Origin of the sequence: Mesorhizobium sp. RCC_202 (assembly GCF_041355295.1) — a bacterium.
Lineage (GTDB): Bacteria > Pseudomonadota > Alphaproteobacteria > Rhizobiales > Rhizobiaceae > Mesorhizobium.
On sequence record NZ_JBFUPO010000001.1, the window covers coordinates 394,018 to 407,790 of the forward strand.

The following is a 13,773-nucleotide window of genomic DNA, read 5'->3' on the forward strand; positions in this document are numbered from 1 at the left end:
TCTCGTCGAACAGCGCATAGAGGATGGCGTGAATGGCGGGAAATCATCGGGTTGGAATTTTGGCATTGGCCTCAATGGCTTTCGCGGGGAATGGCGTGGCCACGGCTGCCGACAAGAAAGTCGAGATCCGCGCCACGGTCCGCCTGCAGGACATGGTCGACATAGAGGCCCTGATAGCCGCCGCGCATTGCCGGCACGGGCGGCTGCCAGGATTGACGCCGCCGCGCCAGTTCCTCGTCCGAGACGTCGAGATGCAGCTTTCGCGACTCGACATCGAGTTCGATCACGTCGCCGCTTTTGACCAGCGCCAGCGGGCCGCCAACAGCCGCTTCTGGCGCAGCATGCAGCACGACCGTGCCGAAGGCGGTGCCGGACATGCGGGCGTCGGAAATGCGGATCATGTCGCGGATGCCCTGCTTCAGGAGCTTTTGCGGCAGCGCCATGTTGCCGACCTCGGCCATGCCCGGATAGCCCTTTGGACCGCAATTCTTCAATACCATGATCGAGGTCTCGTCGATGTCGAGCGCGGGATCGTCGACACGTGCCTTGTAGTCATCGATATCCTCGAACACGACGGCGCGGCCGCTATGCTTCATCAGGACGGGCGATGCAGCTGATGGCTTGATGATGGCGCCGTCGGGCGCCAGATTGCCGCGCAGCACCACGATGCCGCCATGCGGCGTGAGCGCCTTGTCACGCGGGCGGATCACCTCGGGATTGTAGTTCCGGGCGTCGGCAATGTTCTCGCCCACGCTCCTGCCGGTCACCGTCAGCGCATCGAGATCGAGCATGTCGGCGATCTCTTTCATGACGGCCGGAATGCCGCCGGCGTAGCAGAAATCCTCCATCAGGAAGCGGCCTGACGGCATCAGGTCGAGAATGGTCGGCACGTCGCGGCCAAAATGGTCCCAGTCGTCGAGGCTGAGTTCGGTTCCAACGCGGCCGGCAATCGCCAGCAGGTGCACGACCGCGTTGGTCGAGCCACCGATGGCACCATTAACGCGGATGGCGTTGGCGAAGGCCTGCTTGGTGAGGATGGCCGATGGGCGCAGATCCTCATTGACCATTTCGACGATGCGCCGCCCCGTCATGCGAGCGGTGCGGCTGCGGCGCGCATCGACCGCGGGATAGGCGGCATTGCCAGGCAGCGTCAGGCCGAGCGCCTCGACCATCGACGCCATGGTCGAGGCCGTCCCCATGGTCATGCAATGGCCGGGCGAGCGCGACATGGCGCTCTCGGCATTGGCGAAATCCTGTTCGCTCATCACGCCCGCGCGGACATCTTCCGAAAACTTCCAGACGTCGGTGCCAGAGCCGATCTCGCGACCCTGGAAGCGGCCGTTGAGCATCGGCCCGCCGGAGATGACGATCGAAGGCAGGTCACAGGAGGCAGCACCCATCACCAGCGACGGCGTGGTCTTGTCGCAGCCGGCCATCAGCACGACACCGTCCATGGGGTTGCCGCGGATCGCTTCCTCGACATCCATCGAGGCGAGGTTGCGAAACAGCATCGCCGTCGGCCGCAGATTGGATTCGCCGCAGGAGAACACCGGGAATTCCAGCGGCAGGCCGCCGGCTTCGAGCACGCCGGCCTTGATGTGTTCGATCAGGCCGCGGAAATGCACGTGGCAGGGCGTGAATTCGGAGAAGGTGTTGCAGATGCCTATCACCGGACGGCCGTCGAAAGCATCGTCGGGCAGGCCGTTGTTCTTCATCCAACTGCGGTGGATGAAGGCATCCTTGCCCAGCCCGCCGAACCAGTGCTGCGATCGTCTCTTGGTCATGGCTTTTCCCGAACTTAGGCGGGGTGCTGCAATTGGCTGAGCCCGCCATCGACGACGAGGGTGGCCGCGTTCATGAACGGGCACTCGTCGGAAATCATGAACACGGCGGCAAGCGCGATCTCGCCCGCCGTAGCGATGCGGCCGCCGGGATGCAGCGCCAGAGTGTTGGCGCGCGCCGCCGCCGGATCAGGAAAACTGTTCCAGTAGTCGATGGCCTTCTGCGTTTCGACATAGCCGGGCGCCAGCGCGTTCACGCGCACGCCCTGCCCGGCATATTCAAGCGCTAGCGATTTGGTCAGGCCGAGCAGTGCGTGCTTGGCGACGGGATAGGGGAAGGTGTGCGGGATGATGGTGAAGCTGTGCGTCGAGGCAATGTTGAGGATGGCGCCGCCGCCACTGGCGATCATGCCCGGCAATACTGCCTTGCTGCAGTTCCAGGCGCCCTTGACGTTGACGTCGAAATTGCGGTTCCACTCCTCCTCGGTCGCCTCGAGCGGCGTCGAGAACACATTCATGCCGGCATTGTTGATCAGCGCATTGATGGGGCCGATCTCGACGGTCGCGCGCGCCACGGCTTCGGCAATGGCGGCTGCGTCGGCGATATCGGCGGTGCAATGCCTGATGTGACCGCGCGGTGCGGAGAGGCCGGCAACGGCCCTGCCGAGAAGCCCGCCATCGCGGTCGACCAGGAACAGCTTTGCCCCTTCGGCCAGACAGGCCTCGGCGATGGCCAGCCCGATGCCTTGCGCGGCGCCGGTCAGGAAAATGCGTTTGCCGGATAGGCGCTCAGCCATATCAGTCACTCCAGTCGAAGACGGGTCAACGCCGGCCCAGGGCCGACGAGCGCAGATTGTCGAGCAGCACGGCGAGCAGCAGGATCACGCCGCGCACGATGTACTGATAGAAGGCCGGGATGTTGAGCAGGTTCATGGCGTTCTCGGCAATGCCCATGATCAGCACGCCGACGATGACGCCCGACATGGTGGCGCGACCGCCGGCAAGCGAAACGCCGCCGAGCACGCAGGCCGAGATAACGGAAAGCTCGAGCCCGACCGCCGCGTTGGGCTGGCCCGAGGTAATGCGCGAGGCGAGCAGAATGCCGGCGATGCCGCAGACGACGCCCTGTAGCGCGAAAATCCAGATGCGGGTCCTGTCAACATTGACGCCGGCAAGGCGCGAGGCCTCCGGATTGCCGCCGATGGCCAGCGTGTTCTTGCCGAAAATGGTGCGGTTCAGGACGAAGCCGAAAATGCCGAACAAAACCGCCAGCACCCAGATCGGCGTCGGGATGCCGAGCAGCTTCGACAAAGCGAGCTGGTAGAAATCCGGGCTGTTGATGCCGACGGCACGGCCGTCGGAGGCGATCAGCGCAAGGCCACGCACAATCTGCATGGTGGCCAAAGTCGTGATCAGCGCGTTGATGTGGAATTTGGCGATGACGACGCCGTTGATGAAGCCGACAAAGGCGCCGCAGGCGATCGCCGCCAGAAGGCCCAGCAGGATCGAACCGGTGTAGTTCGATGCCATCACGGCGACCATGCCGGCAAAGGCGACGATCGAACCGACCGACAGGTCGAAATCGCGCGCGGCGAGGCAAAACATCATGGTGCAGGCGACGATGCCGACGGTGACCACCGACTGCAGCAGGCCAAGCATGTTGCGGTCGGTGAGGAAGTTCGGCACCAGGAGCGACACCAGGGCGAAGGCGACGATGAAGATGACGACGAGACCCTGTTCGCCGAGCAGGAGCTTCTTCAACTGGTCGGTCATGGCAAATCCTCAGGATGCGATCGCGTCGGGGGTTTTCCGGTCGGGAAGGGCTGCGGCCAGGATCGCCTTCTCGGCGAACTGGTTCCGGTCGAGTTCGGCGCTGATGCGTCCGCCGCACATCACCAGGATGCGGTCGCAGATGCCCATCACCTCCGGCAGTTCCGACGAGACGACGACGATCGCCATGCCGTCTTCGGCAAGCTGGTAGAGCAGTTCGTAGATTTCCGCTTTGGCGCCGACGTCGATGCCGCGCGTCGGCTCGTCGACGATGAGGACGCGCACGCCCTGCTCCGACAGCCAGCGGCCAAGGATAACCTTCTGCTGGTTGCCGCCGGAGAGGTTGATGATGTCCTGCTTGCGCGAGGGCGTGCGCACCTTGAGCTTCTTGATGAAGGTCTCGGCGGTTTCGATCTCGCTGGCGCGGTCGAGGACGCCGAAACGGGTGTGGTGGCGCCGCGACGAGATGTTGATATTCTCCTCGATCGAGCGGCCCTGGATAATCCCGTCGTGCTTGCGGTCTTCCGAGCACAGCACGATGCCGGCGCGGATCGCGTCATGCGGATCGGCGGCGCGGACCAGCTTGCCGTCGACGGTGATGGCGCCGCCGGAGCGCAGGTCGGCGCCGAAGACCAGCCGCATCAGCTCCGAGCGCCCGGCGCCGATCAGGCCGAAGAAACCGACGATCTCGCCGGCGCGGGCCTCGAAACTGGCCGGGATCTTCAGTTTGGGGCCAGAGAGAGACTCGACCTTCAGGCGGACATCGCCTGATTTGCGCTGGCGAAAACCCCAGATGTCGGAGATTTCACGGCCGACCATTTCGGCGACAACCTGGTCGCGCGTAACACCTTTCAGCGAGGTGTGGTGCGCCGCGAGCTTGCCGTCACGCAGCACGGTGAGGCTGTCGCAAAGACGAAACACTTCGTCCAGCCGATGCGAGACGTAGATGATGACCTTGCCCTCGCCGCGCAGGCGATCGATCAGGGCAAACAGGATTTCGCTTTCGCGCGACGACAGCGATGAGGTCGGCTCATCCAGCGCGATGACGCGCGCGTCGAGCATGATCGCCTTGGCGATCTCGACCATCTGGCGTTCGCCGATGGACAGCGTCTTGACCTTGCGGCGCATGTCGATGTCGATGCCGGCCGATCTCAGCTTGGCGCCGACATCATCCAGCATCCGGCGGCCGGCGATGATGCCGGCGCGGGCGGGAAAACGGCCGAGGCTGAGGTTTTCGGCCACGGTCAGTTCGGGGACAAGCTGCAATTCCTGGTGGATGACGATGACGCCATTGTCGAAGGCATCCCTTGTCGATGAATAGGCCTGGACCTTGCCATCGATGCCAATCTCGCCTTCATCGGCATGCTGGTCGCCCGACAGGATCTTGATCAGGGTGGATTTGCCGGCGCCGTTCTCGCCCATCAGCCCATGCACGGCGCCCTTGTCGACGCCGAACGAGACGTCCGACAGCGCCTTGACGCCCGGATAGGTCTTGGTGATGTGCGAGAAGTCGAGAAAGGACAAGGGCTCTGATCCTTCTGTGTCACAGCAAACAGGCGGCGGGATGAGCCGCCGCCTGTTGTACAGGGAGGACTATTCGATGCCGAGGCCCTGGCGGACCTTCTGGTAGTCGTCGCGCTTGGCCAGCGCACCGGAGGTCAAGGTCAGCTTCGCCGGTTCCTTGTTGTTGGCAACCCAGTCATACATGTTGAGCGCCGTCTCGTAGCCATGGCGCTTCGGCGAGATGATCACCGTGCCGACGAAACCGGTGGCGGTCGGCTTCTTGAACTCGTTGATCGCCGAATCCGCGCCACCAATGCCGACGCCGATCATGCCGTCAGCGGGAATGCCGACGCTTTCGGAAGCGCGCACGGCACCCAGCACCGCTTCATCGTTGAGGCCAAAGGACACCCACTTCTTGATGTCGGCATGGGCGTTGAGCACAACCGTTGCGGCATTGAGAGCGGCTTCGGTGTCGGTCTTGGCCTGCGGCGCATCGAAGATGTTCTCGGCCTTGAAGCCGTTGGCCTTGAGCACCGAGATGGCGCCTTCGACACGGTCGACGGCGGTCGGCAACTGATCGTAGGAAACGCGGATCGCGCCGACCTCGTCGGCCTTCCAGCCGCGCGCCTTCATTTCGTCGACGATCGCCTGACCGACGGCTTCACCGATCTTGGTGGCCGAGATGCCCATATGCGGCACGTCTTCCAACGCCTTGCCGTCGGCTCCGACCAGACGGTCGTCGACGGTCATCAGCTTGAGATTGTTGGCTGCCGCCTTGGCGACGATGCCGGGGCCGAGCTTGACGTCCGGGGTGCAGACGATGAAGCCCTGCGCGCCCTGCGCGCCGAGATTGTCGATCGCCGACATCAGCTTCTCGCCGTCCTCGGCGCCGATCTTGACCAGGGTAAAACCCTTTTCCTTGGCGGCCTGGTCGGCAAACTTCCACTCGTCCTGGAACCAAGGCTCCTCGGGTTGTTTGACGATAAAGCCGATCTTGGTGTCCTGAGCATATGCAGCGATGGTCGTGACGGACAGCACGGCAAGCGCGCCCGCGACGAGCGCGGTCTTCAAAAGTCGCATGATTACCTCCCAGCGATGGCCGGGCGCTCAGCCCGGGTGCCGGAGTCTGTATTCGCTTTTATCATACTCGTCAATTGATCTGGTATGATAATTAAGCTACATGCTCTGACCAGGGATCGCTAGCGCAAATCATCCGCATCCGGTAAGGCCGGGCCGGTTGTGCGACATCAGCGGGTTCGCCGCCTTGGAGGAGGGCTGAGGTGACCGAAACGTCTAAGAAGGCTTCAGGCGACACAGCCATCCGCCGCCCGCGCGTCATGCCCGATGTGACCAAGGCAATCGCTTCGGACATCTTTTCCGGCCGCTATCCGGCCGGCTCCTCGCTGCCGACCGAAAACGAACTTGGCGTGGAATATGGCGTCAGCCGCACCGTCATCCGCGAGGCGCTGAAGGTGCTTGCGGCGAAGGGGCTGGTGCTGTCGCGGCCACGTGTCGGCACCGTCGTGTGCAATGAGGACGACTGGAACATCATCGACCCGCAGGTGCTGGCCTGGCACGCGCCGCATGCGCTCGACGACAAGCTGTTCGACGCCATCCTCGAAACGCGCCGCGCCATCGAGCCGCTGGTCGCCGAGCTTGCCGCCACAAGAGCGACGTTGCAGGAGATCGCCAATCTCGAAGCGGCGTGGCGTGGGATGGCCGACGCCGGTGAGGATCTCACCGCCTTCTCGCGCAACGACATCGCCTTTCACCAGATCGTCTATGCCGCGAGCCACAACCCGATCTTCCGCCAGATCGGCAATCTGATCGACACCGGGCTCAAATTCTCGCTGGAGGCGACAGCGGTGATTTCACTCGACCGGCGCACGGAAGCCGTGGCGGCGCACCGCGAGGTGGTGGAGGCGCTGCGCATGCGCGATGCCGAGGCGGCGCGGGGCGCGGCAAACCGGATCCTCGACCTTGCGGCGCGCGACCTCGTCAGCGCCAAGAAACTCAAGAGCAACTGAGACCAGCATGAAAATCATATCGCTCACCACCTACATCGTGCCGCCACGCTGGCTGTTCCTCAAGATCGAGACCGATGCCGGCGTGACCGGCTGGGGCGAGCCGGTGATCGAAGGCCGGGCGTTGACGGTCGAGGCGGCGGTCAAGGAGCTGGCCGACTACCTCATCGGCAAGGACCCGCGCCTGATCGAGGACCATTGGACGGTGATGCATCGCGGCGGCTTCTACCGCGGCGGGCCGATCCTGATGAGCGCCATCGCCGGCATCGACCAGGCGCTGTGGGACATCAAGGGCAAGGCGCTCGGCGTACCCGTGCATGAACTGCTCGGCGGCAAATTGCGCGACACCATCAAGGTCTATTCCTGGATCGGCGGCGACCGGCCGGCGGAAGTGGCTGATGGCGCCAGGGAAGTCGTGGCGCGCGGTTTCCAGGCGCTCAAGATGAACGGCACCGAGGAACTGCAGATCGTCGATAGCCACGACAGAATAGATGCCGCGGTCGAGCGCGTCGCCATGGTGCGCGAGGCGGTCGGCCCCAACATCGGCATTGCCGTCGATTTCCACGGCCGCGTGCACCGGCCGATGGCGCGCATGCTGGTCAAGGAGCTGGAGCCCTACCGGCTGATGTTCATCGAAGAGCCGGTGCTGAGCGAAAACCGCGATGCGCTGAAGGAGATCGCCGCCCTTGGCTCGACGCCGATCGCGCTCGGCGAACGGCTCTACAGCCGCTGGGACTTCAAGTCGGTGTTCGAGCAAGGCGCCGTCGACATCATCCAGCCGGACCTGTCGCATGCCGGCGGCATCACCGAATGCCGCAAGATCGCGGCGATGGCCGAGGCCTATGACATTGCGGTGGCGCCGCATTGTCCGCTCGGCCCGATCGCGCTCGCCGCCTGCCTGCAGCTCGATGCCGTCAGCTACAATTGCTTCATCCAGGAGCAGAGCCTCGGCATCCACTACAACGCCGCCAACGACCTGCTCGACTATGCCGCCAACAAGGACGTCTTCCGTTATGAGGACGGCTATGTCGCCATCCCCGATGGTCCGGGCCTCGGCGTCGAGATCGACGAGGACTACGTCAAGGAACGCGCCAAGGAAGGCCACCGCTGGCGCAACCCGATCTGGCGTCATAAGGATGGCTCTTTCGCCGAGTGGTAAGGCGGCGGATTATCCGTCCGGTTACAGCGCGGCCGGCCTCGGTTCGATGGCGGCAATGCCCGCCTCGGTCAGTGCGTAAATGCCGCGCTCGGCCCGGGCAAACCAGCCATAGTAATTGTGCTGCAGAATGCTCGCCGCGCGCGGCGTGACGGCCTTGAGGTCGCGCGGCCGCTTCGGGCCGTCCGCCATGGCGACCGCGCAGGCCATCGCTTCCTGCCGGTAGGCGGTCATGATCGGCTTCTTGCGCGTGCTGCCGCCGATCGACGGGTCGCCCTTGCGGCGATGATGCTCCTCGACCAGGCGCGAGCGCCGTCGCGGGTCGCGGCGCGGCGGCACGGCGGCCGGGCTGAGCAGCAGCTCGACGTTTCCCTTGCTGCCGACACCCAGCAGGCCGAAGCCGAGCCGGCGGCAAAGCGCGCGAAAGCGGCGATCATGCTCGCGGCCCTTGCCGCGCGCCGACATGCATGCGGCGAGCCACACCTCGTCGCAAGCCGCGGCGCGGTCGACAGCCTGCAGGACAAGCTCGAGGTTGAACTGCAGCTTCAACTCGCAGATCACCACCACCGGCGGCTCGCCGTCGCGCACGCCAACCACGTCGCAACCGCCGATCTCACCCTTGACGGTGAAATCCATGGTCTCGAGGAACCGCTTCACCGGTTCGTAGAGGGAGGTTTCCTGCATGGCCGAGGCATAGCCGATTCGCGGCTGTTAGACCCAGCACAACGACGTGACGCCGCTGCCTGCGAGCTAAGGTGTGTTGAGATTGAGGTCAGGCCGAGTCGAAAATGGCGATCTCCGGGAACCGGAGCGGAGCGTACTTGAAGTACGTGAGCACCGGAAGCGCAGGAAACCGGCATTTGCAGACCGGCCTCACCTGAATGTCAACGCACCTTACGCCCGCTTGCGCAGCGATGCCTGATAGACCAGCGACGACCAGCTGTTGGAGGAGGCCAGGTGGCAGTAGATCAGCGCCAGCGCGCCGGATTTCCTCAAATCGAGGAATGCCTCGTCGCCCAGCTTGTTCAACGCCTGCTCGTCGATGACCTGGAAATCGGTGAGGTTGAGGATCTCGCCGCCTTCCAGCGTCACCTTGCTCTGGCGCGGCGCGAACAGGCCGTGGGCGTCGATCTTTTCGACCATGGCGCGGGTGGCGTTGAAGTCGTTCTGGAACTGGCTGCAGAATGCGAGCGCCTGCTTGGTCGCCTCGCTCGGCTCGGTGCCTTCGAAGAACAGCGCGATCTTGCCGCCATCGTCGCGGAAAGGTGCTGCAAGCTGGTCGACGACGCGGTCGCTGCCGCGGTCGACGCAAAGCGTCAGCCGGCCCGAGGTCGCCGTTTCGTCGGCAAGGATGAAGGGATAGCGACGCACATAGGCCGGGATGTAATGCGGCTCGGTCCAGCGGCCGTCGGCATCGACGAACAGGTTCTCGTTCTGGCGCACGCCGGTGATGATCACCGGCGCCTTGGTCGGGCCGATGAAGACGATCGGGTAGGAGCGCATGGCAGCCGGCATCTCCGATGCCACGACGGGAATGGCATGCGCGGTGCGGGCAAAGCCGAAATCGGCCCGCGCGGTCAGGCCGAGCGATCCATGCCGGATCGGATTGAGCGCTTCGGGCTTCAAGTAGAACAGCGGCAGCGCGCTGCTGGCGGCACTTGGCGCAGGCGCATTTTCAGTCTTTGCTTCAGCCATGGTCTCACATCCTCCAACGGCAACTTCGAAAGCCAGGAAATTACGCTGCCTATACTGGGTTTAGGCCAGCGCGGGGGCTGGCGCAACGGCTTCCCGTCACGCTATGAACACCGATGATGCCGACCGAGGATAGCGGCGGCTGTAACGCGCGATCGAAGGCGGACGGAATGGTGTCGGCTACGGAATTCGACAAGGCGGTCGGGCAGACATTCATCGTCGAGGCCAATGGCCAGATGGTGGCGCTGGAGCTGAGCGCGGTGAAGTCCATCGCCAACAGTCCACGTGACGGCGGCGGCTTCTCGCTGCAGTTCAAGGGCCCGCGCGAGATGCTGTTGCCGCAGGGCACCTATCGCTTTGTGGGCAGCGACGTCACGCATGACATCTTCATCGTGCCCATCTCCGGCGACCAGTCGAGCTATATCTACGAGGCCGTCTTCAATTGACCGGCTTCGACTGACGCAGGCCGCGCCATCAGGTCATAGACACCCTTGTCCTCAGCGACGGTGAAACCCAGCCGCAGGTACAGCCGATAGGCTGGATTGTTCTTCTCGACATGGATCGACACCGCTTTCTCGACGCTGGCCGCCTCGTCGATCAGGTCTTGCAGCAAAGCCGTGCCGAAGCCCTTGCCGCAGTGTCCAGGCAGAAAGGCGATGTCGATGATGCGGTGCTGGCTCGGCCAGCGCTCGATATAGAGGCGGCCGATCGGCGCGGCACTGCGCTCGACGACGAACCAGTCTGCTTCGGGATAATGGCGCCGGTAATGCGCGCGCTGCGCCTGGAACTGCATGTCGAGAAACGCGACCTTTTGCGCGTTGGTCCAGGAGGTCACGGCGAGTTCCTCCATGCGGGTCGAGGCATAGAGGGCGCCAAGGAACGGGATGTCGGCATCCATCTCGGGCCGCGTCATCAGCCCGAGCGCGGTGGCTCGCCTGTAAGATTTGCCGGCTATCATTCTCAAGCCGACAGCCTCAGACCGGCGGCGTCAGATCGCGCACCACGACAACCTGCTTTAGATTGCTGGCGGCCAGCATCGTCCAGGTCCACTCCCATTCGGAACTGTCCATGGCCATCTGATTGATCGTCCATAGGGCATTCGTGCCGTCGTTCTGGATCATCATCGAGAACAAGGCGAGTCGGCCATCGGCATTGTAGTCGAGCGACAACCTTGTATTGGCCACGGAGAAATTGAAATCACGCCAGCCCGACCAGTTCTGGGTGGCCGCGTCATATTGGGCGTTGAAGGAGTGGACATGCTGCTGGTCGGAGGCGGCCAGCATGATATCGCCGTCGCCCTGGATGCCGGCGCAGAGCGTGTATTTGGGAACCCTGCTGTAGCCCGGCGTTGCCCAGGCGGTCCAGGTATCGGAGCCGGCCGGCTGTTGCTTGGTGTGCAGGACCTGGCCTTGCTGCGTCATGGCAAACAGGTTGGTGGCGCCCAGCGGACCGACGATCGGGGCCATTTCCGTGAACGGGTAGCCGGCGTCGATCTGCACCCATGGCGTCCAATCAGCGACCGTCAGCGCCTCGGCCTTGGCCTGCTGACAGCGATAGAGATGGAGGGCGGAGTTGATGCCGAACAATGCGATGCGGCCGTCTGCCTGGCGCAGCGCGGTGATGGCTACGAGCTGGCCGGTCAGCTGAATCCAGGCGCTCCACGGCTGCGCTGGCGGCCTGAGCTCGTCGGCGGTGACGACGATTGGTGTCGTCGTGCCGGGCGGCGTGATGGTTTTCTGCACCTGAACAATTACGTCCGGGTTCTGGTAGATCCACCAGACGCGGCCCAGATTGTCGGTAAGGAAGATTTCAACGCGGCCGTCGGCATCGCGTGCCATGGACAGCTTCTGGTAGACGACCGCGCCGGGCGGAGCGCCGATGTTGACCGGAGCCAGCCATTTTTCGACCGGGCCGGCCTGATTTGGGTCCTCGGCGATGAAGAAGAGAGTGGGGCTTCCCGCCTGCTGGGCGACGATGGCGACGCGCCCGTCCTTGGTCACACCCGCCGTCATGGTCATGTAGGCGCCCGGCGCAATCGGCGTCCAGTCCTGCGCCCACGGTCCGTTCGGCGACGTCTGGGCCTTCTGGATCAACTGGCCCTTGGCGTTATCGATGCCGACGACCATCAGCCGCGACAGTTCGAAGAAGGATGTCCCGGAAGGCAATTGGCCGTGGGGCACCGCTTGGGGTGGTAAGTGAGCGTCTTCGTTGGCCATGATCGGTACTGCCCTGTTGGCTCGGAGTTCAGCCTCTCGGCGGGAAAACGCCTTGCAGCGCGATGCAGAAATAACAGGTGAGGTAAGGTTGCAGGTTGTTGTGCGGCTGGTCGCCGCCGGCGGGGGCGAGCGCGTTAGGGCTGATGGGCGCAAGATTGACGTTGGTGGTCGATTGAAACACCGCACCGCCAATGGACGTTGCCAGGGTGATGTTAGGGGTCAGCGTGCCCTGCGTTCCGTCTTCGACAGTCCCCCTCATCGCATGGTTGTGCATCGGAATTTCGGACTCCAGCAATGCCACGGTGTCCGAGCCGCCGGTCTCGCCGAGATCATGCAGGGAAAGCCCTGGCCCCTGGCCCGGATGCATCGGCGTGCGCCCCTGTAGGTCGGGCAAGGCGAAGTTCGACTTGCCGTTGCCGCCATAGGTGGTGCCGAGCAGCGAAAACAGAGCCGTGTTCTGGGAGAGCGGCAAAAGCTGACCATCGCACCAGGCCCAGCCCTTGGGTGCGAAATTGAATGGAAAGATGCGGATTTCGGCGACGAACGGATCGGCCATGACTGTCCCTCTTCAAGTCGGCGACGGGAAAATGCCGAACAGCGAGATGATGAAATTGACGCAGAGATACGGCTGAAAATTCGTATGCGGCTGGCTGCCGCCTATCGAGGAAATAGCCGACGTCGCCATATTGGCGTCAGCCGTTTCCGAGGCGTAAAGCTTGACCAGGGTCGAGCTTGCGAGAACATTGTTCTGCGGCGAAGCCTGCGATCCGTTGCCTGTGTTTCCCAGAAGCGCATGGGAATGTGCCGGAATCTCCGAGATGGTAAGAGTTATCTCTTCGGCACCGCCGGTCTGGGCAAGGACGAAGCCGTTACCTTGATGCACAGCAGCGCGGCCGCGAAGGTCCGGCAGCGCGAACGTGCTCTCGCCGTCACCGCCATAAGTGGTGCCGATCAGTTGGAACAGCGTCTCGTTCTCCGAGATGGGTATGAGTTGTCCCTCGCAGAACATCCAGCCGGCCGGGGCGAAATTGCCGGCAAACATGCGGACTTCGCCAACATAGGGTTGTGCCATGATCGCGTTTCCTCAGGTCGGCGACGGGAAGATGCCTTGCAGGGCAATGCAGAAACTCAGCGTGAGAAACGGCTGCATGTTGAGATGCGCCTGGCTGCCACCAATGCTGGAGACGCTCCCGGCATTCAATGCGGCCAGGTTGCCGGGCGGGCCGTAAATGTTTCCCGGGTCCCTTGCCAGGATATTGCCGACGCCGCCGAAATTCGGATTGGTCGAATTGCCCTGTGTGCTGGATGCATTGGCGACATGCACATGCGTCGGCAGCTCCGCTATCGAAAGCGTATGGGCCGGCTCGCCGCCACGCTCGCCTAGCGTGTGGCCACTGCCGACATGAATGGGAATGCGTCCGCGATAATCGGGCAACGCGAAGTTGACGCGGCCGTCGCCACCGAATGTGGTGCCAAGCAGCGAGAACAATGCCTGGTTCTGGTTTATGGGCAGAAGCTGCCCGTCGCACAGCGCCCAGCCTTTCGGCGCAAAAGCGAAAGACATGATCCTGATTTCGGAAAGAAATGGTTCCGCCATCGCCGCTCCTCGCCAATCATAAAGCACAGACAGC

15 protein-coding genes are annotated in these 13,773 nt (G+C 63.5%); 3 read left to right on the forward strand and 12 right to left on the reverse strand.

Annotated features, from left to right (window positions below; all coding sequences use genetic code 11):
* Positions 1-71: 71 nt before the first annotated feature.
* From araD to AB6802_RS01845, 5 genes are all read right to left on the reverse strand, one after another.
* Positions 72-1,784, reverse strand: coding sequence for an L-arabinonate dehydratase (gene araD / locus AB6802_RS01825; protein ID WP_371008288.1), 1,713 nt, complete (start codon positions 1,782-1,784; stop codon positions 72-74).
* A gap of 14 nt (positions 1,785-1,798) precedes the next feature.
* Positions 1,799-2,578, reverse strand: a complete 780-nt coding sequence (locus AB6802_RS01830; RefSeq protein ID WP_371008289.1) for an SDR family oxidoreductase — start codon at positions 2,576-2,578, stop codon at positions 1,799-1,801.
* A gap of 25 nt (positions 2,579-2,603) precedes the next feature.
* Entirely contained in the window at positions 2,604-3,554 is a 951-nt protein-coding gene (gene araH / locus AB6802_RS01835) for an L-arabinose ABC transporter permease AraH (RefSeq protein WP_371008290.1), read from the reverse strand.
* A 9-nt stretch (positions 3,555-3,563) separates the two neighbouring features.
* Complete coding sequence (gene araG, locus AB6802_RS01840) at positions 3,564-5,075, reverse strand: L-arabinose ABC transporter ATP-binding protein AraG (RefSeq protein ID WP_371008291.1); 1,512 nt, start codon at positions 5,073-5,075, stop codon at positions 3,564-3,566.
* Between the two features lie 69 nt (positions 5,076-5,144).
* Entirely contained in the window at positions 5,145-6,134 is a 990-nt protein-coding gene (locus tag AB6802_RS01845; RefSeq protein ID WP_371008292.1) for an arabinose ABC transporter substrate-binding protein, read from the reverse strand.
* 257 nt (positions 6,135-6,391) lie between these two features.
* Between AB6802_RS01845 and AB6802_RS01850 the strand changes: the two genes are divergently transcribed.
* On the forward strand, positions 6,392-7,081 hold the full coding sequence (locus tag AB6802_RS01850; RefSeq protein WP_371008767.1) for a FadR/GntR family transcriptional regulator: 690 nt from the start codon (positions 6,392-6,394) through the stop codon (positions 7,079-7,081).
* A 7-nt stretch (positions 7,082-7,088) separates the two neighbouring features.
* Entirely contained in the window at positions 7,089-8,237 is a 1,149-nt protein-coding gene (gene dgoD / locus AB6802_RS01855) for a galactonate dehydratase (RefSeq protein ID WP_371008293.1), read from the forward strand.
* Between the two features lie 21 nt (positions 8,238-8,258).
* Here the strand turns inward: dgoD and AB6802_RS01860 are convergent, their stop codons facing one another.
* Complete coding sequence (locus AB6802_RS01860; protein WP_371008294.1) at positions 8,259-8,918, reverse strand: DUF2161 domain-containing phosphodiesterase; 660 nt, start codon at positions 8,916-8,918, stop codon at positions 8,259-8,261.
* Positions 8,919-9,128: 210 nt separating this feature from the next.
* Positions 9,129-9,929, reverse strand: a complete 801-nt coding sequence (locus AB6802_RS01865; protein WP_371008295.1) for a SapC family protein — start codon at positions 9,927-9,929, stop codon at positions 9,129-9,131.
* 167 nt (positions 9,930-10,096) lie between these two features.
* Between AB6802_RS01865 and AB6802_RS01870 the strand changes: the two genes are divergently transcribed.
* Positions 10,097-10,372 carry a hypothetical protein gene (locus AB6802_RS01870; protein WP_371008296.1) on the forward strand — a complete coding sequence of 92 codons (276 nt, stop codon included), beginning with the start codon at positions 10,097-10,099 and terminating at the stop codon, positions 10,370-10,372.
* Here AB6802_RS01870 and AB6802_RS01875 read toward each other — a convergent pair.
* From AB6802_RS01875 to AB6802_RS01895, 5 genes are read right to left on the reverse strand one after another with little or no spacing between them, the layout of a single operon-like run.
* Entirely contained in the window at positions 10,351-10,884 is a 534-nt protein-coding gene (locus tag AB6802_RS01875; RefSeq protein ID WP_371008768.1) for a GNAT family N-acetyltransferase, read from the reverse strand. The genes AB6802_RS01870 and AB6802_RS01875 overlap by 22 nt on opposite strands.
* 16 nt (positions 10,885-10,900) lie before the next feature.
* Entirely contained in the window at positions 10,901-12,142 is a 1,242-nt protein-coding gene (locus AB6802_RS01880; RefSeq protein ID WP_371008297.1) for a hypothetical protein, read from the reverse strand.
* 28 nt (positions 12,143-12,170) lie between these two features.
* The gene (locus AB6802_RS01885; RefSeq protein WP_371008298.1) at positions 12,171-12,698 is read right to left on the reverse strand and encodes a phage tail protein; all 528 of its coding nucleotides are present in this window, start codon (positions 12,696-12,698) and stop codon (positions 12,171-12,173) included.
* A 12-nt stretch (positions 12,699-12,710) separates the two neighbouring features.
* Complete coding sequence (locus AB6802_RS01890; protein WP_371008299.1) at positions 12,711-13,184, reverse strand: phage tail protein; 474 nt, start codon at positions 13,182-13,184, stop codon at positions 12,711-12,713.
* A 42-nt stretch (positions 13,185-13,226) separates the two neighbouring features.
* The gene (locus AB6802_RS01895; protein WP_371008300.1) at positions 13,227-13,739 is read right to left on the reverse strand and encodes a phage tail protein; all 513 of its coding nucleotides are present in this window, start codon (positions 13,737-13,739) and stop codon (positions 13,227-13,229) included.
* Between the last annotated feature and the right edge of the window lie 34 nt (positions 13,740-13,773).